The organism is Pseudomonas sp. RL (genome assembly GCF_000647775.1).
Taxonomy (GTDB): Bacteria; Pseudomonadota; Gammaproteobacteria; order Pseudomonadales; family Pseudomonadaceae; genus Serpens; species Serpens flexibilis.
Genome location: NZ_JBOY01000001.1, coordinates 17,043 through 37,744 on the forward strand (window position 1 = coordinate 17,043; position 20,702 = coordinate 37,744).

General features: G+C 67.2%; 25 protein-coding genes. 16 read left to right on the forward strand and 9 right to left on the reverse strand.

All coding sequences use genetic code 11. From position 1 onward, the window contains the following. Positions 1-8: 8 nt before the first annotated feature. From AS93_RS0100085 to AS93_RS0100095, 3 genes are read right to left on the reverse strand one after another with little or no spacing between them, the layout of a single operon-like run. Positions 9-1,004, reverse strand: coding sequence for an LLM class flavin-dependent oxidoreductase (locus AS93_RS0100085; RefSeq protein WP_027588673.1), 996 nt, complete (start codon positions 1,002-1,004; stop codon positions 9-11). 18 nt (positions 1,005-1,022) lie between these two features. Next, entirely contained in the window at positions 1,023-1,436 is a 414-nt protein-coding gene (locus AS93_RS0100090; RefSeq protein ID WP_027588674.1) for a hypothetical protein, read from the reverse strand. 1 nt (position 1,437) lies between these two features. Next, positions 1,438-1,845, reverse strand: coding sequence for a hypothetical protein (locus AS93_RS0100095; protein ID WP_027588675.1), 408 nt, complete (start codon positions 1,843-1,845; stop codon positions 1,438-1,440). A gap of 109 nt (positions 1,846-1,954) precedes the next feature. On the opposite strand from AS93_RS0100095, the gene AS93_RS18465 reads away from it, so the two are divergent. Further along, entirely contained in the window at positions 1,955-3,001 is a 1,047-nt protein-coding gene (locus AS93_RS18465) for an aminopeptidase (RefSeq protein ID WP_051587292.1), read from the forward strand. Positions 3,002-3,061: 60 nt separating this feature from the next. Here the strand turns inward: AS93_RS18465 and AS93_RS0100105 are convergent, their stop codons facing one another. Together AS93_RS0100105 and AS93_RS0100110 are read right to left on the reverse strand one after the other, a co-directional pair. Further along, positions 3,062-3,721 (reverse strand): HAD family hydrolase, encoded by a 660-nt coding sequence (locus tag AS93_RS0100105; RefSeq protein ID WP_027588676.1) that lies wholly within the window; start codon positions 3,719-3,721, stop codon positions 3,062-3,064. Further along, a complete protein-coding gene (locus AS93_RS0100110; protein ID WP_027588677.1) occupies positions 3,721-4,263 on the reverse strand; it encodes a gamma carbonic anhydrase family protein in 543 nt (180 codons plus the stop codon). The genes AS93_RS0100105 and AS93_RS0100110 overlap by 1 nt, the downstream gene beginning before the upstream one ends. Positions 4,264-4,369: 106 nt before the next feature. On the opposite strand from AS93_RS0100110, the gene prlC reads away from it, so the two are divergent. Together prlC and AS93_RS0100120 are read left to right on the forward strand one after the other, a co-directional pair. After that, entirely contained in the window at positions 4,370-6,415 is a 2,046-nt protein-coding gene (prlC, locus tag AS93_RS0100115; RefSeq protein ID WP_027588678.1) for an oligopeptidase A, read from the forward strand. Beyond that, a complete protein-coding gene (locus AS93_RS0100120) occupies positions 6,412-6,678 on the forward strand; it encodes a YheV family putative zinc ribbon protein (protein ID WP_027588679.1) in 267 nt (88 codons plus the stop codon). The genes prlC and AS93_RS0100120 overlap by 4 nt, the downstream gene beginning before the upstream one ends. A gap of 13 nt (positions 6,679-6,691) precedes the next feature. Here the strand turns inward: AS93_RS0100120 and AS93_RS0100125 are convergent, their stop codons facing one another. After that, entirely contained in the window at positions 6,692-7,483 is a 792-nt protein-coding gene (locus AS93_RS0100125) for a helix-turn-helix transcriptional regulator (protein WP_027588680.1), read from the reverse strand. Between the two features lie 82 nt (positions 7,484-7,565). Here AS93_RS0100125 and AS93_RS0100130 point away from each other — a divergent pair, with 82 nt between their 5' ends. Continuing rightward, complete coding sequence (locus tag AS93_RS0100130) at positions 7,566-8,561, forward strand: bile acid:sodium symporter family protein (protein WP_027588681.1); 996 nt, start codon at positions 7,566-7,568, stop codon at positions 8,559-8,561. 82 nt (positions 8,562-8,643) lie between these two features. Continuing rightward, positions 8,644-9,702 (forward strand): PA0069 family radical SAM protein, encoded by a 1,059-nt coding sequence (locus AS93_RS0100135; RefSeq protein WP_027588682.1) that lies wholly within the window; start codon positions 8,644-8,646, stop codon positions 9,700-9,702. Here the strand turns inward: AS93_RS0100135 and AS93_RS0100140 are convergent, their stop codons facing one another. Beyond that, positions 9,703-10,338 (reverse strand): hypothetical protein, encoded by a 636-nt coding sequence (locus AS93_RS0100140; RefSeq protein WP_027588683.1) that lies wholly within the window; start codon positions 10,336-10,338, stop codon positions 9,703-9,705. Between the two features lie 183 nt (positions 10,339-10,521). Between AS93_RS0100140 and AS93_RS0100145 the strand changes: the two genes are divergently transcribed. The 5 genes from AS93_RS0100145 to AS93_RS0100165 all read left to right on the forward strand — a co-directional run bounded on the left by AS93_RS0100145 (position 10,522) and on the right by AS93_RS0100165 (position 15,598). Then, positions 10,522-11,247, forward strand: a complete 726-nt coding sequence (locus AS93_RS0100145; protein WP_027588684.1) for a carbonic anhydrase — start codon at positions 10,522-10,524, stop codon at positions 11,245-11,247. A gap of 196 nt (positions 11,248-11,443) precedes the next feature. Next, complete coding sequence (coxB, locus tag AS93_RS0100150; RefSeq protein WP_027588685.1) at positions 11,444-12,568, forward strand: cytochrome c oxidase subunit II; 1,125 nt, start codon at positions 11,444-11,446, stop codon at positions 12,566-12,568. A 13-nt stretch (positions 12,569-12,581) separates the two neighbouring features. Next, entirely contained in the window at positions 12,582-14,171 is a 1,590-nt protein-coding gene (gene ctaD / locus AS93_RS0100155) for a cytochrome c oxidase subunit I (protein ID WP_027588686.1), read from the forward strand. Continuing rightward, complete coding sequence (locus tag AS93_RS0100160; RefSeq protein WP_027588687.1) at positions 14,168-14,695, forward strand: cytochrome c oxidase assembly protein; 528 nt, start codon at positions 14,168-14,170, stop codon at positions 14,693-14,695. Before ctaD ends, AS93_RS0100160 begins: the two co-directional genes overlap by 4 nt. A 9-nt stretch (positions 14,696-14,704) precedes the next feature. Then, a complete protein-coding gene (locus tag AS93_RS0100165; RefSeq protein WP_027588688.1) occupies positions 14,705-15,598 on the forward strand; it encodes a cytochrome c oxidase subunit 3 in 894 nt (297 codons plus the stop codon). Here the strand turns inward: AS93_RS0100165 and AS93_RS0100170 are convergent. Beyond that, entirely contained in the window at positions 15,586-15,780 is a 195-nt protein-coding gene (locus AS93_RS0100170; RefSeq protein ID WP_027588689.1) for a twin transmembrane helix small protein, read from the reverse strand. The genes AS93_RS0100165 and AS93_RS0100170 overlap by 13 nt on opposite strands. Before the next feature lie 92 nt (positions 15,781-15,872). On the opposite strand from AS93_RS0100170, the gene AS93_RS0100175 reads away from it, so the two are divergent. The 6 genes from AS93_RS0100175 (at position 15,873) to AS93_RS0100200 (ending at position 20,205) form a co-directional block, all read left to right on the forward strand. After that, positions 15,873-16,550, forward strand: a complete 678-nt coding sequence (locus tag AS93_RS0100175; protein ID WP_051587288.1) for an SURF1 family protein — start codon at positions 15,873-15,875, stop codon at positions 16,548-16,550. Further along, entirely contained in the window at positions 16,528-17,100 is a 573-nt protein-coding gene (locus AS93_RS0100180) for a hypothetical protein (RefSeq protein WP_027588691.1), read from the forward strand. Before AS93_RS0100175 ends, AS93_RS0100180 begins: the two co-directional genes overlap by 23 nt. Positions 17,101-17,118: 18 nt before the next feature. Beyond that, complete coding sequence (locus AS93_RS0100185; protein WP_027588692.1) at positions 17,119-18,165, forward strand: COX15/CtaA family protein; 1,047 nt, start codon at positions 17,119-17,121, stop codon at positions 18,163-18,165. After that, entirely contained in the window at positions 18,162-19,064 is a 903-nt protein-coding gene (gene cyoE / locus AS93_RS0100190) for a heme o synthase (RefSeq protein WP_037008234.1), read from the forward strand. Before AS93_RS0100185 ends, cyoE begins: the two co-directional genes overlap by 4 nt. Then, positions 19,061-19,696: an SCO family protein gene (locus AS93_RS0100195; protein WP_027588694.1), complete on the forward strand. Its 636-nt coding sequence runs from the start codon at positions 19,061-19,063 to the stop codon at positions 19,694-19,696. Before cyoE ends, AS93_RS0100195 begins: the two co-directional genes overlap by 4 nt. Before the next feature lie 83 nt (positions 19,697-19,779). After that, entirely contained in the window at positions 19,780-20,205 is a 426-nt protein-coding gene (locus AS93_RS0100200; RefSeq protein ID WP_027588695.1) for a CopD family protein, read from the forward strand. A 2-nt stretch (positions 20,206-20,207) separates the two neighbouring features. On the opposite strand, the gene AS93_RS20465 is transcribed toward AS93_RS0100200, so the two are convergent. Next, positions 20,208-20,675, reverse strand: a complete 468-nt coding sequence (locus AS93_RS20465; RefSeq protein ID WP_027588696.1) for a DUF2231 domain-containing protein — start codon at positions 20,673-20,675, stop codon at positions 20,208-20,210. Positions 20,676-20,702: the final 27 nt, after the last annotated feature.

Genomic DNA, 20,702 nt, shown 5'->3' on the forward strand with positions numbered 1-20,702 from the left:
TCGCCGGATCAGCGCAGGTTGGTCAGGACGTCCAGGCTGCGCAGGCGCGCGGCGTTGTCGTAGAGGTCGCAGGTGAACATCAGTTCGTCTGCCTGGGTGCGGTCGAGCAGCCGCTCCAGGCGCTCGCGAACCCGCTCGGGTCCGCCGATCACCGCCACGCCAAGGAAATTGTTCACCGCCTCCTGCTCCTGGGGCAGCCAAAGGTCGCGCATGTCGGCCACTGGCGGCTGCATGCGCAGGCTGTGGCCGCGGATCAGCGCCAGCACGCGCTGGTACAGCGTGGTAGCCAGGTACTCGGCTTCCTCGTTGCTGTCCGCCGCCACCAGCGGCACACCGAGCATCACCTGCGGGCGGTCGAGCACGTCCGAGGGCTGGAACTCCTCGCGGTACAGGGCGATGGCCTGGTGCATGTACTGCGGTGCGAAGTGCGAGGCGAACGCGTAGGGCAGCCCCTTGGCGGCGGCCAGACGGGCGCTGAACAGGCTGGAGCCGAGCAGCCAGATCGGCACGCGGCTGTTGATGCCCGGCATGGCAATCACCGATTGCCCGGGCTGGCGCGGGCCGAGCAGGGCCTGCAGTTCCTCCACGTCCTGGGGGAAATCGTCCGGGCTGCCCAGACGATCGCGGCGCAGGGCGCGCGCGGTGAACGGGTCGGCGCCGGGCGCGCGGCCCAGGCCCAGGTCGATCCGCCCCGGATAGAGCGCTTCCAGCGTGCCGAACTGTTCGGCGACCACCAGGGGGGAATGGTTGGGCAGCATCACGCCGCCGGCACCGAGGCGGATGCGCGAGGTGCCGGCGGCCAGATAACCGATCAGCACGGCGGTGGCCGAGCTGGCGATGCCGTCCATGTTGTGGTGTTCGGCCACCCAGAAGCGCTCGAAACCCAGCGACTCGGCATGCCGCGCCAGCGCCAGGGCATTGTGCAGGGCGTCGGCCGGCGTGCCGTCGTCACGGATCGGTGCCAGATCGAGGATGGAGAAACGGGTATCGGCAAGGCGACGCATGGCGGGACTCCCGGTCGGTCAAAACGGCCCGCAGCGTACCACTTCCGCGCGGGCCAGCGGCTCGGTGCCGTCCTGGTCGTATAACCAGCCCTGGGCCTTGAGGGCCAGCGGCCGGGCTTCGAAACGATAGTCCCTGCCGGCCTGGAAGTGGGCATAACGCAGGCGCAGCTCGCAGGTGACCCGGCGCGGCTCGCCGAACAGGCCGCTGCCCTGCCGGCTGTCGTACTGGTAGCGCAGTTGCAGCTCATGGGTGCCGGGCGCCACGTCAACATAGCGACCGTCGGCGAGCCGCTGGCCGTCCAGTCGCTGGGCGCTCAGCACATCGGCCGGGGCGGCGCGTAGGCTGATCCGCGCCTGCCCGGGATCGGCCGGCGGGACCGGTGCGGCGCAGGAGCCGAGCAGCAGTCCGAGCAAGGCCGCGACGGGGCGCATGCTAGCCGCCGCGACAGCCCTGTTCCGCGCCGCGTGCGACCAGACGGTCGTAGGGATCGTACAGGCGGATCCAGGGTCGGAAGCCATGCTGCCCGGCTTGCAGGCGGTAGCGCTGGCCTGGGGTAAAGTCGTCGTACGCCAGGGTCAGCCGGCAATCGCGACGGTGGGGAGTGTCCCCGCCGATGTCGCGGGGATTGACGTCGAACTGGTAGCGCACCGCCAGCTGGTGGGCGCCGGGCGCCAGCCGGAAGTGGTTCTTGCGCCACGGCGAGCCGTCCAGCTCCAGGGTGACCAGGCGATTATCGGCGGCGCTTTGCAGGTCGACCCAGGCGCGCTCGGCGTCGGGGCCCGACAGCAGGGAGCAGCCCGGTAGGACCAGCAGGCAGAGACTCAGCAGGGTGACGCGCATGATGGACTCCGGTCGACGGCGTAGGGGGCCAGGAAAACCTACAGCGGCCAGCGGGAAAGCGCGACGATTCAGGGTTCTCGACCGCTGGTCCTGCCGTGCGGTTCCCTGGCTGCTGTGCCTCTGGCTGAGCGGTTGCGTCAATCTTGGCTACTACCACCAGATGGCAACGGGCCAGCTGCAACTCCTGCGCCAGCGTGAGCCGATCACTCAGGTGCTTTCCGACCAACGGCGCGACCCCCAGCTGCGCGCGCGTCTGGGCGTCGCCGTGCAGGCCCGGCATTTCGCCAGCCAGGTGTTGGGGCTGCCCGACAACCGCAGCTACCTGAGCTACGTCGAGCTGGACCGGCCCCATGTGCTCTGGAGTCTGATGGCCACGCCGGAATTTTCCGTGGAGGCCAGTCCGCAATGCTTCCCGCTGGCCGGCTGTGTGGCCTACCGGGGCTACTTCCGCCTCGAGCTGGCCGAAGCCGCCGCCGCGCGGCTACGCGCCCGCGGCCTGGATGTGTGGCTGGGCGGCGTGGACGCCTACTCGAGCCTGGGCTGGTTTGCCGATCCGCTGCTCAGCAGCATGCTGCGCCGCGACGACGAGCAACTGGCCGGGTTGATCTTCCACGAACTGGCGCACCAGCGCTTCTACCTGCCGGGCGACACGGCGTTCAACGAGTCCTACGCCAGCTTCGTGGAGCGTCAGGGCTTGCGCGAGTGGCGCGCGCGGCGCGGCCTGCCGGCGCCCGATGGCGCGGCGGAGCAACGGCACCGGGCGTTCGTTGCGCTGATTCTGGACACCCGCGAACGCCTGCGCGTGCTCTATGCCGCGCCGCGCTCGGTGGAGGCGCTGCGTCAGGCCAAGGCCGAGGCCTTGGCGCAGTTGCGGGCCGACTACCGCCGGCTGCGCGAGGCCGACCAGGTGGCCAATTTCGACCGTTTCATGGCCGGGCCGCTGAACAACGCCAGCCTGCTGCCCTTCGCGCTGTACGACCAGTGGGTGCCGGCCTTCGCGCGGCTGTTCGCCGAGGTGGGCGAGGACTGGTCGGCCTTCCACGAGGCGGTGCGCCAGCTCGGCGGGGTGTCCGCCGAGCAGCGCCGCAGCCGGCTGGCTGCATTGCAGGGGGACGGGGAACTCGACCGGCCGCCGACGGGAACGGAAAACCCGTAGCCGGGGCTTCAGCCGCGACGCTTCAGGCGTGGCGCCCCATCGCGGCAGAAGTCCGCCGATCTAGGCGGCCTGGCTGCCCAGAAAGGCGCTGCGCAGCGCGTCCAGGCTTTCGAAATGCCAGTCCGGCGCCTCGGCCAGCAGCTCCTCGCGGCTGCCGAAGCCGTAACCCACGGCGGCGCAGGCCAGGCCGTTGTGACGGGCGCCGATCAGGTCGTGCTTGCGGTCGCCGATCATCAGCGTGCGCGCCGGGTCCAGCGCTTCGCTCTCCACCAGGTAGCCGATCAGCTCGCGCTTGTCGGTGCGCGTGCCGTCCAGCTCGCTGCCATAGATGCGCTCGAAATGCTGGTTGAAGCCGAAGTGCCGGGCGATCTCCGCCGCGAACACCGTGGGCTTGCTGGTGGCGATGAACAGGCGGCGGCCCTGCCCGCGCAGCTCTTCGAGCAGCGTGCCGATACCGTCGAACGGGCGGTTCTCGTACAGGCCGGTAACGCGGAAGCGCTCGCGGTAGTGATGCACCGCCTGCCAGGCCCGTTCCTCGTCCATCCCATAGCTGCTCATGAAGCACTGCAGCAGCGGCGGGCCAATGAAATGCTCCAGGGCGGCCAGGTCCGGCTCGTGGATGCCCAGTTGCGCCAGGGCGTGCTGCACCGAGCGGGTGATGCCCTCGCGGGGGTCGGTCAGGGTGCCGTCGAGGTCGAAGAGAATGGTGTCGTGGTGCATTAGCGGTCGTACCCTTCTGCCAGGTGCTGATCCTTCAGCTTCACGTAGTTGCCGGCGGTGTAGCTGAAATAAGCCTTTTCCGCGTCGCTCAGCGGACGGGCCTGCTTCACCGGGCTGCCCACATACAGATAGCCGCTTTCCAGCCGCTTGCCCGGCGGCACCAGGCTGCCGGCGCCAATCACCACCTCGTCCTCCACCACCACGCCGTCCATGACGATGGCGCCCATGCCCACCAGGATGCGGTTGCCCAGGGTGCAGCCGTGCAGGGTCACCTTGTGGCCGACGGTGACCTCGTCGCCGATGGTCAGCGGATAACCCTCCGGGTTGTACGGCCCGGCGTGGGTGATGTGCAGGACGGAACCGTCCTGGATGCTGGTGCGCGCGCCGATGCGGATGCGGTGCATGTCGCCGCGGATCACCGCCAGCGGCCACACCGAGCTGTCCGCGCCGAGTTCGATGTCGCCGATCAGCACCGCGCTGGCGTCGACGAAGGCCCGCTCGCCGAGGCGGGGCGTGTGGTTGCGGTAGGAACGAATGGCCACGATAGGCTCTCCTGAGCTGCGAGAGTGGGCGATTGTAATTAAGATGCCGGGCAAGTGGACGTTGCCTACCCTGTCCCACATCACTTCCTCCACAGGTAAGAACGCAGTGACCAGCAATCCCCTCCTGCAGGATTTCGACCTGCCGCCCTTCTCCGCCATTCGACCCGAGCATGTCGAACCGGCGATCGACCAGATCCTTGCCGACAACCGCGCGGCGATCGAGCGCCTGCTCGACAGCCAGCGCCAGAACCCGAGCTGGAGCGGCCTGGTGCAGGCCCTCGACGAGCTGGGCGCGCGCCTCGGCCAGGCCTGGAGCCCGGTCAGCCACCTCAACGCGGTGTGCAACAGCCCGGAACTGCGCGACGCCTACCAGGCCTGCCTGCCGAAGCTCTCCGCGTACTACACCGAGCTGGGGCAGAACCGCGCGCTGTTCGAGGCCTACAGTGCGCTGGCGCAGAGCACCGAGGCCGCCACCTTCGACGTGGCACAGAAGACCATCCTCGAACACAGCCTGCGCGACTTCCGCCTGTCCGGCATCGACCTGCCGGCCGAGCAGCAGAAGCGCTACGGCGAGATCCAGCAGCGCCTGTCCGACCTGACCAGCCGCTTCTCCAACCAGCTGCTGGATGCCACCCAGGCCTGGACCAAGCTGCTCACCGACGAGAACGAACTGGCCGGCCTGCCGGAGTCGGCCCGCGCGCAGATGAAACAGGCCGCCGAGGCCAAGGAGCTGGACGGCTGGCTGATCACCCTGGAATTCCCCAGCTACTACGCGGTGATGACCTACGCCGACAACCGCGCCCTGCGCCAGGAGGTCTACACCGCCTACAGCACCCGCGCCTCCGACCAGGGTCCGAACGCCGGCCAGCATGACAACGGCCCGCTGATGGTGGAAATCCTCGACCTGCGCCAGGAGCTGGCTCGCCTGCTGGGCTTCGCGCATTTCGCCGAGCTGTCGCTGGCCACCAAGATGGCCGACTCCACCGAGCAGGTGCTGAGCTTCCTGCGCGACCTGGCGGTGCGCAGCAAGCCGTTCGCCCGGCGCGATCTGGAAGAATTGCGCGCCTTCGCCGCCGAGCGCGGCGTGGACGACCTGCAGAGCTGGGACACCGGCTACTTCGCCGAGAAGCTGCGCCAGGCGCGCTACGACCTGTCCCAGGAAACCGTGCGCGAGTGGTTCCCGATCGACAAGGTGCTGTCCGGCCTGTTCACCATCGTGCAGAAGCTCTACGGCATCGAGATCAACGAGCTGCATGACTTTGAGCGCTGGCACGCGGACGTGCGCCTTTTTGAGATCCGCGAGCACGGCGAGCAGATCGGCCGCTTCTATTTCGACCTCTACGCCCGGGCCAACAAGCGCGGCGGCGCGTGGATGGATGGCGCGCGCGACAAGCGCCGTACCGCCGATGGCCGGCTGGTCTCGCCGGTCGCCTACCTGGTGTGCAACTTCACCCCGGCGACTACTGGCAAGCCGGCGCTGCTGACCCACGATGAAGTGACCACCCTGTTCCACGAGTTTGGCCATGGCCTGCACCACCTGCTGACCCGCGTCGAACATGCCGGTGCTTCTGGCATCAACGGCGTGGCCTGGGATGCCGTCGAGCTGCCCAGCCAGTTCATGGAGAACTGGTGCTGGGAGCCGGAAGGCCTGGCGCTGATTTCCGCCCACTACCAGAGTGGCGAGCCGCTGCCCCGGGAGCTGCTGGACAAGATGCTGGCGGCGAAGAACTTCCAGTCCGGGCTGATGATGCTGCGCCAGCTGGAATTCTCGATCTTCGACTTCGAGCTGCATGCGACCCACGGCGACGGCCGCAGCGTGCTGGAGGTGCTCGAGGCGGTACGCGACGAGGTGGCGGTGATGCGTCCGCCGCAGTGGAACCGCTTCGCCAACGGCTTCGCCCACATCTTCGCCGGCGGCTACGCGGCCGGCTACTACAGCTACAAGTGGGCCGAGGTGCTGTCCGCCGACGCCTTCTCACGCTTCGAGGAAGAAGGCGTGCTCAATCCGGAAACCGGTCGCGCCTTCCGCGACGCCGTCCTGGCGCGCGGCGGCTCCCAGGCGCCGATGCAGTTGTTCGTGGATTTTCGTGGCCGCGAGCCGGCCATTGACGCGCTGCTGCGCCACAGCGGTCTGACGGAGAATGCAGCATGAGTGAAGTGAAGAAGCGTTTCATCGCCGGCGCCGTGTGCCCGGCCTGCGAAGCCCAGGACACCATCAAGATGTGGGACATCGACGGCGTGCCGCACCGCGAATGCGTGGCCTGCGACTACGCCGACACCCTCAACGAGCAGGGTATTTCGGTACCCAAGGAGCTCGGCACGCGGGTCAACCAGGCCAAGCCAGCGGCGGCCAAACCGCAGAGCGGCCAGGCCATGCAGTTTTTCCCCAACCCGAAGCTGAAGAAGTCGGAATAAGGCCCCGGGCGTTCTATTCGCGAAAGAACTCCCCCGGCGTGCAGCCGAACTGCTGGCGAAAGGCGGCGATGAACGCCGAGGTGGAGTCGTAGCCGCAGGCCAGCGCCACGTCGGTGACCCGTTCGCCGCGCTCCAGCGGCGCCAGCGCGCCGAGCAGGCGCAGGCGCTGGCGCCAGGCCCGGAAGCTCAGGCCGGTCTCGCGCTGGAACAGCCGGCTCAGGGTCTTTTCCGACAGGCCCAGACGCTGGCTCCAGTCGCCGAGGGTGGTTTGTCGTTCCGGATGGGCCTGCAGGCTGCGGCACAGCGGACGCAGGCGGCTGTCGTGGGGCAGCGGCAGCATCAGATCCACCTCGCGAGCGGCGGCCAACTGGTCGAGCAACACCTGCGCCAGCCGGCCGTCCGCACCGTCTTCGTCGTAGGCTTCCGGCAGCAGGCTGAAAGTGCGGATCAGCTCGCGCAGCAGCGGGCTGACCTCCAGCACCCGGCAGCCGGGCGGCGCCCAGGTGGTGATGGAACCATCCAGGTACAGGCTGCGCATTTCCGTGTGCGGCGAGCGGTACACCCGGTGCGGCATGCCCGCCGGCACCCACACCGCGCGCTGGGGCGGGGCAATGAAACGGCCGGCCGCCGTTTGCACCTCCAGCACGCCCTGGCTGGCGTAGGAGAGCTGCGCCCACGGGTGGCTGTGGCGGTAGGCGAGCGCCAGGTTGGCCAGCGATTCGACGCGCCCGTAGAGCGGGCGTGGCAGGCTGGAAAGCGCGGCCATGCTGGGATTCAGGGACTGTTCCTGTCCGTTTGGCGACATTGGCGGGCTCATTGGCGTTAGTCGGTCGTCGGCGAACAGGGTAGTGTCCGCCTCCACCTGCCGACAACCACGAGAACTCCAAATGGCACTGACCCGTTTCCTGCCCGATGCCTACACCCAGATCCTGATTGGCGTGGTGCTGCTGGCCACCGTCCTGCCGGCCAGCGGCCAGGGCGCAGTGGCCTTCGCCTGGATCACCAGCCTGGCCATCGGCCTGCTGTTCTTCATGCACGGCGCCAAGCTGTCGCGCGATGCGATCATCGCGGGCGCCACCCACTGGCGCCTGCACCTGCTGATCTTCGCCTGCACCTTCGTGCTGTTCCCGCTGCTCGGCCTGGCGCTCAAGCCGCTGCTGTATCCGCTGCTGGGCAACGAACTGTACCTGGGCATGCTCTACCTCTGCGCGCTGCCGGCCACCGTGCAATCGGCCATCGCCTTCACCTCGCTGGCGCGCGGCAACATTCCGGCGGCCATCTGCAGCGCGGCGGCCTCCAGCCTGCTGGGCATCTTCCTCACCCCGCTGCTGGTCATGCTGCTGATGGGCGTGGAGGGCGAAAGCGGCTCGACCCTGGACGCCATCGGCGCGATCGTGCTGCAGTTGCTGGTGCCCTTCGTCGCCGGTCAGCTGGCCCGCCCGCTGATCGGTGGCTGGGTGGCGCGCAACAGCAACTGGCTGCGCCGGGTGGATCAGGGCTCGATCCTGTTGGTGGTCTACACCGCCTTCAGCGCGGCGGTGATCGGCGGGCTCTGGGAACAGATCCCGCTGGCCCGTCTGCTGGTGTTGACGCTGGTCTGCACGCTGTTCCTGGCCTTGGTGCTGGTGCTGGTCGAGTTCATCGGCCGGCGCGTGGGGCTGAACCAGGAGGACCGCATCACCCTGCTGTTCGGCGGCTCGAAGAAGAGCATGGCGACCGGTATCCCCATGGCCCAGGTGCTGTTCGCCGGGGGGGCCGTCGGCACGCTGATCCTGCCGCTGATGATCTTCCACCAGATCCAGCTGATGGTCTGCGCGGTGCTGGCCCAGCGTTATGCGCGGCGGCCGGAGGGTGACGAGGTGGGGCTCGGCGCCGAGACGTGAGGCGGTAGAAACGTCCGCCGAACGGCTTATGCCAAAGCTAAAACTCCGGATACTGTATATAAAAACAGTATCCGGAGTTTCAATGACCGTATCTCCACCGCCACGCGGCCGTGGCACCACCGACAATCCTGACAATCGCTATGCGCCGACCCGTTGCGAAGCCTTCGATGACGGCTGGCATCAGGAGGTGCCGCCGAGCCGGGCCACCGAAGTGCGTCAGGAGCTGGCAAAAAGTGTCATCACCCGCAACCGCTCGCCGGATGTCGGCTTCGATCGCTCCCTCAACCCCTATCGCGGCTGCGAGCACGGCTGCATCTACTGTTTCGCCCGTCCCAGCCATGCCTACTGGGACCTGTCGCCGGGGCTGGATTTCGAGACCCGGCTGATCGCCAAGACCAATCTGGCCGAGCGCCTGGAGGAACAGCTGAGCAGGCCCGGCTACCTGCCGGCGCCGATCGCCCTGGGGGTGAACACCGACGCCTATCAGCCCATCGAGCGCGAGCAGCGCCTGACCCGCCAGGCGCTGGAAATCCTGCTGCGTTATCGCCACCCCGTGCACCTGATTACCAAGAGCGCGCTGATCCTGCGCGACCTCGATCTGCTGGAGCAGTTGGCCGCGCAGAACCTGGTCAGCGTGGCCATCAGCCTGACCACGCTGGACAACGAGCTCAAGCGCATCATGGAGCCGCGCGCGGCCTCGCCCGCCGCGCGGTTGCGCTGCCTGCGCGAGCTGCATGCCGTCGGGGTGCCGGTGTCGGTGCTGTGCGCGCCGATGATTCCGATGGTCAACGATGCCGAACTGGAACAGCTGCTGAAGGCCGCCCGCGACGCCGGCGCCCAAAGCGCCGGCTATGTGCTGCTGCGCCTGCCACTGGAGATTGCCGAGCTGTTCGAGGACTGGCTGCGGGCGCATTTCCCGCAGCGCGCCGAGCATGTGATGAGCCTGGTGCGCCAGTGCCGGGGCGGAGCGAATTACGACAGCCGCTTTGGCCTTCGCATGCGTGGCGAAGGGCCGTTCGCGGACCTGCTGGCGCGGCGTTTCCAGGTTGCCTGCAAACGCCTGGGCCTGAACCGGCGGGAACTGCGCGGGCTGGATTGCCAGCGCTTCGCGCCGCCGGGCGCGCAACTGGCGCTCTGGTGATCAGAGACTGCCCAGGCGCAATTCCATGCCCAGCTGGCGGCTCAGGCACGGCCACTGCTGCCAGGCCTGGCGGGTTTCTTCATCTTCCAGGCAGGCGCGGCAGGTCTGGCGCTCCTCGCTGGTCATGCGCGCCGGATCGAGCAGGCCGTCCACCGTCTCGAAGATCGCCTGGTCCAGCGAGTTGGCGTAGGGCTCGCCGATCAGCTGATGGGCGATCAGGTTGGCGGTGGTGTTGTCGAGGGGGATCAAGGGTCGGCCGAGCTGCACCAGGTAGCGGTCGTTGACCTCCTCGATCAGCCGCTGCGCCAGATAGGCGTCGTCCAGCAGCGCTGCCAGCCCCGCCTCGGCATGCCGGGGCGCCTGGAAAAACTCCTCGGCGACCCGCAGCAGCGGGTCGATGTGGGCCTGCAGCCCGGTTTCACCGGCCACCCGGGCGGCGGCCTCCAGCAGGTCGGGCACCTGCTCGATGTAAGCGCTGACGAACTGCAGCAGGCTCTGCGAGCCGTTTTCCAGCGGCAGGCGAATGGAGGGATGCAGCTGCGGCAGGCGATTGCCGAGCAGGCGAGCCAGACGCCCGCTGCGCTGCTCCTCCAGTTGAGCCTGGTGGATGATCGCGCGCATGGAAGACAGGTTCATGGCGGCTCCTGGAATACGCTTCATGCAAAACCTTAGTTGGCGCATCGAGACTGCGGTTGACCTTCACCCTCGTTATCGACAATTCGGGCGTATAGTTCAGGGGCCGACGACAGCCTGTGACTCTGCAGGGTCGGCGGCTCGTCTTGCAGTGCAAAATCCGTTCTAGAACCGAGGTTTGAAGAAATGCCGTACAAGCACAAGGCCATCCCGATCCAGGTTCGTACCGGCAGCGAGAGTGCCGAAGAGGCCCTGAACAGCATCGTCAGTGGCTTCCGGCGTTTCCGACAGGAAGTGTTTCCGCAACAGGAGGAACTCTTCAAGGCGCTGGCCACGGCGCAGAATCCGCAGGCGATGTTCATCACCTGCGCCGACTCGCGCATCGTGCCGGAACTTATCACCCAGAGTTCCCCCGGCGACCTGTTCGTTTCACGCAATGTCGGTAACGTGGTGCCGCCCTACGGGCAGATGATGGGCGGCGTTTCCACCGCCATCGAATATGCCGTTCTGGCCCTGGGTGTGCAGCACATCATCGTTTGCGGCCATTCCGACTGCGGCGCCATGAAGGCGGTACTCGATCCGCAGAGCCTGGAGCGCATGCCGACCGTAAAGGCCTGGCTGCGTCATTCCGAAGTGGCGCTGCGTGTGGTCGAGGAGAACTGCGGCTGCGGTCATCATGACACGCTGCAGGTGCTCACCGAGGAAAACGTCGTCGCCCAGCTCGACCACCTGCGCACCCACCCCTCGGTGGCGGCGCGCCTGGCCAGCGGCCAGCTGTTCATCCATGGCTGGGTGTACGACATCGAGAGCAGCGCCATCCTGGCGTACGACGCCGAGCGGGGCAGCTTCCTGCCGCTCGACGGCGACGTGGTGCCGATGGCCACGCCGCGCGCGCGCTTCTCCCGCGGCTGATCCTGCCGGCGGCCCTCCTGGCCGCCACGACCGCCGGTCGCCGGCGGTCGGCTCCCCTGGCGCCTTCCGCGCTCTGTCTATACTCCGAGGCGAACGACGTACTCCCGACCGGCCTGAGGCCAGCGCGGCGAAGTCAGCAGTCTCGTCCCGGCCCTCCGGTCCTGTCGGCAGATAACAAGAACGATAGGGGAGCGCAATGATGCGACATCCACGACTCTGGATGGGTCTGCTGGTTGGGGTGCTTCACTCGTCGGCCCAGGGGGCCTGGGACGTCAACATGCATCGGGGCGCCACCGAGGTCAGCCGCTCGGTGTTCGACCTGCACATGACCATCTTCTGGATCTGCGTGATCATCGGTGTGCTGGTGTTCAGCGTGATGATCTGGTCGATGATCATCCACCGTCGCTCAACCGGCCAGCAGCCGGCGCATTTTCACGAAAACACCCGCGTCGAGGTGCTGTGGACGGTCATTCCGCTGCTGATCCTCATCGGCATGGCGGTGCCGGCTACCCGCACGCTGATCGACATCTACGACACGTCCGAGTCCGATGTGGACATCCAGGTCACCGGCTACCAGTGGAAGTGGCACTACAAGTACCTGGGCGAAGACGTCGAGTTCTTCAGCAACCTCACCACCTCCCGCGAGCAGATGAACAACCTGGCGCCCAAGGGCGAGCACTATCTGCTGGAGGTGGACAACCCGCTGGTGGTGCCGGTCGGCGCCAAGGTGCGCTTCCTGATCACCGCGGCCGATGTCATTCACTCCTGGTGGGTGCCGGCGCTGGCGGTGAAGAAGGACGCCATCCCGGGCTTCATCAACGAATCCTGGACACGCATCGAGGAGCCCGGCATCTACCGCGGCCAGTGCACTGAACTCTGTGGCAAGGACCACGGTTTCATGCCGGTGGTGGTGGAAGCCAAGAGCCGGGAGGACTACGCCGCCTGGTTGGCCGAACGCAAGGCCGAGGCGGCGCAGCTCAAGGAACTGACCAGCAAGGAGTGGACCCGCGAGGAGCTGGTCGAACGCGGCCAGCAGGTCTATCAGACCTACTGCTCGGCCTGCCACCAGGCCAATGGCGAGGGTCTGCCGCCCATGTTCCCGGCGCTCAAGGGCTCACCGCTCACCACCGGTCCGCTGGACGGGCACCTGAACATCGTCTTCAACGGCAAGCCGGGCACCGCCATGGCCGCCTTCGGCCGCCAGCTGTCGGAGGTGGACATCGCCGCCGTGGTGACCTACGAGCGCAACGCGCTCGGCAACAGCGTCGGCGACATGCTGACCCCGCAGGACGTGCTGGCCTTCAAACAGGCCCAGGAATGAGGACATGACGGACATGAGCGATGCAGTGATCGACCACGGTCATGCCGTGCATGACCACCACGGCCCCGCCAAGGGCCTGATGCGCTGGGTACTGACCACCAACCACAAGGACATCGGCACGCTCTACCTGTGGTTCAGCTTCTGCGCGTTCCTGCTGGGCGGCAGCATGGCCATGGTGATCCGCGCCGAGCTGTTCCAGCCGGGCCTGCAGATCGTGCAGCCAGAGTTCTTCAACCAGATGACCACCATGCACGGCCTGATCATGGTGTTCGGCGCGGTGATGCCGGCCTTCGTCGGTCTGGCCAACTGGATGATCCCGCTGATGATCGGTGCGCCGGACATGGCCCTGCCGCGCATGAACAACTTCAGCTTCTGGCTGCTGCCGGCGGCCTTCGGCCTGCTGGTCAGCACCCTGTTCATGGAGGGCGGCGGGCCGAACTTCGGCTGGACCTTCTATGCGCCGTTGTCCACCACCTATGCACCGGAATCGGTGACCTTCTTCATCTTCGCCATCCACCTGATGGGCATCAGCTCGATCATGGGCGCCATCAACGTGATCGCCACGGTGCTCAACCTGCGTGCGCCGGGCATGACACTGATGAAGATGCCGCTGTTCGTCTGGACCTGGCTGATCACCGCGTTCCTGCTGATCGCCGTGATGCCGGTGCTGGCCGGGGTGGTGACCATGATGCTGATGGACATCCACTTCGGCACCAGCTTCTTCAGCGCCGCGGGCGGTGGCGATCCCGTGCTGTTCCAGCACGTATTCTGGTTCTTCGGGCACCCCGAGGTGTACATCATGATCCTGCCGGCCTTCGGCGCGATCAGCGCGATCATCCCGGCCTTCAGCCGCAAGCCGCTGTTCGGCTACACCTCGATGGTCTACGCCACCGGCGCCATCGCCTTCCTGTCGTTCCTGGTCTGGTCCCACCACATGTTCACCGTGGGCATTCCGCTCACCGGCGAGCTGTTCTTCATGTACGCCACCATGCTGATCGCCGTGCCCACCGGGGTGAAGGTGTTCAACTGGGTGAGCACCATGTGGCAGGGCTCGCTGACTTTCGAGGCGCCGATGCTGTTCGCCGTGGCCTTCGTCATCCTGTTCACCATCGGCGGCTTCTCCGGCCTGATGCTGGCCATCGCCCCGGCTGACTTCCAGTACCACGACACCTACTTCGTGGTTGCCCACTTTCACTATGTGCTGGTGCCGGGCGCCATCTTCGGCATCTTCGCCTCGGCATACTACTGGCTGCCCAAGTGGACCGGGCACATGTACGACGAGACCCTGGCCAGGCTGCACTTCTGGCTGTCCTTCGTGGGCATGAACCTGGCCTTCTTCCCCATGCACTTCCTCGGCCTGGCCGGCATGCCACGCCGTATCCCCGACTACAACCTGATGTTCGCCAACTTCAACCTGGTGTCGAGCATTGGCGCCTTCCTGTTCGGCGCTACCCAGCTGCTGTTCCTGTTCATCGTCATCAAGTGCATTCGTGGTGGCCGTCCAGCCCCCGCCAAGCCCTGGGACGGTGCGGAGGGGCTGGAATGGAGTGTGCCGTCACCGGCGCCCTACCACACCTTTCAGGTGCCGCCGGAGGTGAAATGACCAGTACCGCGCGCCTGGTGACTCGCCTGCTGCTGCTGGTGGCGGTGATGTTCGGCTTCGGCTTTGCCCTGGTGCCCCTGTACGACGTGATGTGCCAGGCCTTCGGCATCAACGGCAAGACCGCCGGACAGTACCAGGGCACGCAGCAGGTCGATGACAGCCGCACGGTGCGGGTGCAGTTCCTGGCCACCAATGCCGAGGGCATGGCCTGGACGTTCGAGCCGCTGCAGGCGGAGGTGCGGGTGCATCCCGGGGCCAGCCACGAGGTGCGTTTCGTGGCGCGCAATCCCACCGACCGACCGATGACCGCCCAGGCCGTGCCCAGTGTGGCGCCGGCGCGGGCCGCCGCCTGGTTCCACAAGACCGAATGTTTCTGTTTCACCCAGCAGGTGCTGCAGCCGGGCGAGCAGATCGAAATGCCGGTGCGCTTCATCGTCGACCGCGACCTGCCGCGCGATGTCCATCACCTGACCCTCGGCTACACGCTGTTCGACATCACGGGCCGCCAGCCCCAGGACGGATAGGAGACTTCGATGGCCACACAACCGCACGAGCCGTACTACGTCCCCGCCCAGAGCCAGTGGCCGATCATCGCCTGCATCGGCCTGCTGGTGACTGTCACCGGGCTGGGCCACTGGTTCAACGACCTGTCCGCCGAACGCGACAGCGCCAGCGGGCCGCTGATCTTCTTCATCGGCGTGCTGCTGCTGATCTGGATGTTCTTCGGCTGGTTCGGTTCGGTGGTTCGCGAGAACCGCGCCGGGCTGTACAGCGCGCAGATGGACCGCTCGTTCCGCTGGGGCATGAGCTGGTTCATCTTCTCGGAGGTGATGTTCTTCGCCGCCTTCTTCGGCGCGCTGTTCTACATCCGCTACTGGGTCGGCCCCTGGCTCGGTGGCGAAGGCGACAAGGGCATCAGCAACATGCTCTGGCCTGGCTTCGAGTACAGCTGGCCGTTGCTGCAGAACCCCGATCCCAAGGTGTTCCCGGGCCCCAGCGAGGTGATCGGCCCGTGGGGGCTGCCGCTGATCAACACCCTCCTGCTGGTCACCTCCAGTTTCACCCTGACCTTCGCCCATCACGCCCTGCGCCGTGGCCAGCGCGGGCCGCTCAAGCTGTGGCTGGGGCTGACCCTGTTGCTGGGCTTTGCCTTCCTGGTACTGCAGGCCGAGGAATACATCCACGCCTATACCGAGCTGGGCCTGACGCTGGGCTCGGGCATCTACGGCGCCACCTTCTTCATGCTCACCGGCTTTCACGGCGCCCACGTGACCATTGGCGCCATCATGCTCAGCGTGATGTTCGTCCGCGTGCTGCGCGGGCATTTCACCGCCGACGATCATTTCGGTTTCGAGGCGGCGGCCTGGTACTGGCACTTCGTGGATGTGGTGTGGATCTGCCTGTTCGTGTTCGTTTACGTGCTTTGAAGCTGGCCGCTGTAGAAACCCCAGGCGATCAGCGCCAGGGCCAGTGCGGAGAGCGCGACCCGGGCATAGAGCGCATAGACCATGCGATTCGAGCGGCCCGTGTCTCTGAGCATGAAGTACAGGGCGGAAAAGAGGCTCGTCAGGATGGCCAGCAAGAGCAGGAGAATCGCTGCCTTGAGCACGCGCAACTCCATGGGGAGGTGAAGTGGGGAAGCAGTATAGACAGCCCGGGCCCCGCTTTCGGCCCGGCTGGTTGCCGAGCCTGGTGGTGCTGATGCTGCTGCCGGTGCTGTGCAGCCTGGGCTACTGGCAACTGTCGCGGGCCGAGGAGAAACGCCAGATCCTGGCGGCCGAGGCGCAGCGGCGCGTGGCGCCGCCGGTCCCGGTGCAAACGCTATTGTCCGAGCCCGAGCCGGCGTTCGTGCGAGTCCGTTTGCGTGGCCGCTTCGATGCCGCCCACAGCCTGCTGCTCGACAACCGCGTGCAGCAGGGCCAGGTGGGTGTGGAGCTGGTGCAGCCGTTCATGGACCACCCCAGCGGGCGCTGGGTACTGGTGAATCGGGGCTGGCTGCCCTGGCCGGACCGGCGCGTGCCGCCGCGCTTCGACACGCCGAGCGGCGAGCTGCAACTTACCGCCTGGGCCTATGTTCCGCCGGGTCGCAGCCTGCTGGCGGTGGGCAACGCCACGGGCTGGCCGCGACTGGTCAACCGCCTGGACCCGCCGGCGATCTGGCAGGAACTGCGTCGCCCCGGCGTGCTGCTGGAACTGCGACTCGAGCCGGGACCGGCGGCGCTGATCCCCAACTGGCCCAGCGTGTCCATGGCGCCCCAGAAACATCAGGGCTACGCGGTGCAATGGTTCGGCCTGGCCGCAGCGTTGCTGGCGCTGTTCATCCACCTCGGGATTCATCGGGCACGGGAGGCTCGTCATGCATCAATCGCTGCACCTTGAACAGCAGGCTCGGCCAGTGGGGCGTGGCCGCCTGCAGCTGTTGCTCATACTGCTGGTGGTGATTGGCCCCATGGTGCTGGCCACTGCCATGTACCAGTGGCGTTTCTGGGTGCCGGAAGCCCGCACCTTTCACGGCCAACTGCACGGCGGCGGCCAGACCCTGGCCGATCTGGGCGTCGCCGGGGCCGAGCGTGCGGGCTGGCAGTTGCTGGTGACCGACGCCGGCGAATGTCCGGTCGCGTGCCGCGAACTGGTTTATCTGGCGCGGCAGATCCATATCGGCCTTGGTCGCGAGGCGGGACGCGCCAGCCATGCCCTGGCGCTGGGTGGCAGCCTGGATGCAGCGTATGCCGACCAACTGGCGCGTGAATATCCACAGCTCCGGCAGCTGGTGCTGGATGCGACACGCTATGGCCGGTTCAGCCCCGGCGCCCGGCTGTGGATCGTCGATCCGCTCGGCAATCTGGTGCTGAGTTATCCACAGGGCGTTGCCGGCAAGGCGGTGCTCGACGACCTGCGCCATCTGCTCAAGCTGTCGCGCCTGGGCTAGCGCTTCAAGGAGGAAGCCATGAGTCGACCCGGATTCGCCCTGGCCATCTTCGCTACCCTGCTGGCGGCGGTGGTGGTCATGCTCGGCGCCTACACGCGCCTGACCCATGCGGGACTCGGCTGCCCGGATTGGCCTGGCTGCTATGGCTTCCTCAGCGTGCCGATGAGCGAGCGGGCCCAGGAGGTGGCGGCCTTGCGTTTCCCCGACGCACCGCTGGAGATCGACAAGGGCTGGAACGAGATGGTCCACCGTTACGTGGCCGGCCTGTTGGGCCTGGTAATCCTGATCCTGGCGCTGCGTGCCATCCAGTGGCGCTCGCGCTCGGGGCAGCCGCTGCGCTTGCCGATCCTGCTGCTGGGCCTGGTGATCCTGCAGGCGGCCTTCGGCATGTGGACGGTGACCCTCAAGCTCTGGCCCCAGGTGGTGGTGGCGCACCTGCTCGGGGGTTTCGCAACGCTGGCGCTGCTGTTCCTGCTCAGTCTGCGGCTGTCCGGTCGGCTGCCCGCCCTGCCGGCCGCGCCCGTTTCGCTGCGCCTGCTGGCCTGGCTGACGCTGCTGCTGGTGGTCGGTCAGATCACCCTGGGTGGCTGGGTCAGCGCTAACTACGCAGCCATGGCCTGTGTCGACCTACCGACCTGCCAGGGCCAATGGTGGCCGGCGATGGACTTCCACAACGGCTTCCGCGTCGCCCAGGAAAAGGGGCCGAACTACCTCGGCGGCCAGTTGGATGGTGCCGCACGTACCGCCATTCATATGACCCATCGGCTGGGTGCCCTGCTGGTGGCGCTGGTCGGGCTGCTGCTGGCCTGGCGCCTGTGGGTAGCCGGCCTGGGCGGGCTGGCCCTTTTGTTACTGCTGGCGCTGGGCGCCCAGCTGGCGCTGGGTGTCGCCAATGTGCTGCTGCACCTGCCGCTGCACCTGGCGTTGGCCCATAACGCGGGCGGCGCGCTGCTGTTGCTGGCGGTCGTGCTGGTCCATTTCCGCCTGCGCCGCCCGGCCGGCGTGCTGCTGGTGCGGCCGCTGCCGAAACGATTCGAACCCGCCCGGGAAGGAGCCTTGCCATGACCAGCCTGCAGCGCGTTGAACCGCACCCCCCGGCCAGCTGGCGCGATTACCTGGAGCTGACCAAGCCCCGGGTGGTGCTGCTGATGCTGATCACCTCGCTGGTGGGTATGTTCCTGGCCACCCGCGTCGGGGTGCCCTGGACGGTGCTGCTGTTCGGCAACCTGGGCATCGCCCTGTGCGCCGGCGCGGCCGCCACGGTGAACCATGTGGTGGACCGACACATCGACGGGCTGATGGCGCGTACCCGGCGGCGCCCGGTGACCAGCGGCCGCGTCTCGCCCGTGGCGGCCCTGGTGTTCGCGTTGCTGCTGGCATTGGCCGGGCAACTGCTGCTGCTGGCCTTCACCAACCCCCTCACCGCCTGGCTGACCCTGGCCTCGTTGATTGGCTATGCGGCGATCTACACCGGGTTTCTCAAGCGCGCCACCCCGCAGAACATCGTCATCGGCGGGCTGGCCGGGGCGGCGCCGCCGCTGCTGGGCTGGGTAGCGGTCAGCGGCCACCTGGGCGCCGAGCCGCTGCTGCTGATGCTGATCATCTTCGCCTGGACCCCGCCGCACTTCTGGGCGCTGGCCATCCACCGCAAGGCCGAGTACGCCCGGGCCGACATTCCCATGCTGCCGGTGACCCATGGCGAGCAGTACACCAAGGTGCATATCCTGCTCTATACGCTGATCCTCCTGGCGGTCAGCCTGTTGCCCTTCGTCATCCGCATGAGCGGACTGCCCTACCTGATCTGCGCCCTGCTGCTGGGTGGGCGGTTCCTCTACTGGGCCTGGGTGCTGTACCGTGACAGCCGGCCTCAGGCGGCCATCGGCACGTTCAAGTACTCTATCGCCTACCTTTTCCTGCTGTTCATCGCTCTGCTGGTGGACCATTACCTGCCGTTGATCCCATGACCCGAACGCATACAACCGTAATCGCCCTCGTCGCCGTGGTTGCCCTGGTGATGGGGCTGACCGTCTACAAGGCCCTCAATCGCCCGAACCAGCTGGACCCCGCGCGGCTGCTGGACGCCGGCATCGTGCAGCTGCCGCAGAGCCGGGAGCTGCCGGCGCTGACCCTCACCAACCAGGATGGCCAGTCGCAGGCGGTGGACGCCCTGACCGGCCGCTGGACGCTGCTGTTCTTCGGCTACACCTTCTGCCCGGACATCTGCCCGACCACGCTGGCCGAACTGCGTCAGCTGCAAGGCCTGCTGAGCGAGGAAGACCGCCAGCGCCTGCAGGTGGTGATGGTCACGGTCGATCCGGCCCGCGACACGCCCGAGCAACTCAAGCAGTACCTGGGGTTCTTCGATGCCGGCTTCCGCGGGCTGACCGGCGAGCTGGACCAAATCCAGGCGCTGTCCGGGCGGGTGGGCATTCCCTTTATCCCCGGCAACGAAAGCCTGCCCAACTACACCGTCGACCACAGCGGCAACCTGGCCCTGCTCGGCCCGGATGGTCGCCAGCAGGGCTTCATCCGCGCCCCGCTGAAGGTGCAGAAACTGGCCGAGGCCCTGCCCGCGCTGCTGGCCAGCCAGCCCTGAGCTGAACAGTTCGGCCCGTCCCGGGTCACACATCCAGAACCCGCCGCCCGGCATCGCACGGGCATTGTTCTGGAGGGACCCGGATGCCGTGGCTCAAATTGCTGCACTTCGCCGCCCTGCTGTGCTGGTGCGGCAGCCTGCTCTACCTGCCGGCGCTGATTGCCAGCAGCGCTCAGGGCGCGCATTCCCGGCTGCATCCTGAAACCGATTACCCGGTGCGTGTGGTCTTCACCCTGTTCGCGACACCCGCTGCGTTACTGGCCATCGGCTCCGGAACCCTGTTGTTCCTGGTCGCCGGGCAGTGGGCCGGCTGGCTGATACTGAAACTCGCGGCGGTGTCGGGCATGGCGCTGTGTCACGCCCTGTGTGGTGTGCTGGTGCTGCGCCTGGAGCGCCAGCCGGAGCGCGCGCTGTCACTGGAATGCTCTGCCCTGGGAGCGCTGGCGGCGGCGCTGGTCGGTATCACCCTCTGGCTGGTGCTGGCCAAGCCGCAGTGGGGGCCGGCATGAGCCTATTCCTGTGCCACCACGGCCACCGCGTGCTCGTAAACCAGGCGGCCGCCGAGAAAGGCCGCCAGGCCGATCAGCCCGGCCGTCAGCAACGACAGGACGAGACCCCAGAGCACAACCGTGTCGGCCGCCTCGCTGCCGACGCGCAGCACCCAGTTCAGCGAGGCGAGCGACAGCATCATCACCGCCAGCAGGGCGTGGCACCAGGCAGTGATCTTGCGGCGGATCAGCGGCACGCTGAGCAGGTCCACCAGTCCGGCGGTGCTGGCGATCCAGCCGCCGAACGTGCCGACGCCGGACAGCCACAGACCGGCGCGCCACCAGAAGGGGTCCAGCGTCCAGAGGAACGCCAGGTCGGTGGCCACCAGCCCGAGCAGGGCGGCCACCGGGAAGTGGATCATCATCGGGTGCAACGGGTGGCCGGCGATGGCGGCGTTGCTGGGGATCACCTCGGGGGTTTCGCGGGGCATGGGAAGTCATCCGTGTCGCCTGTCCTT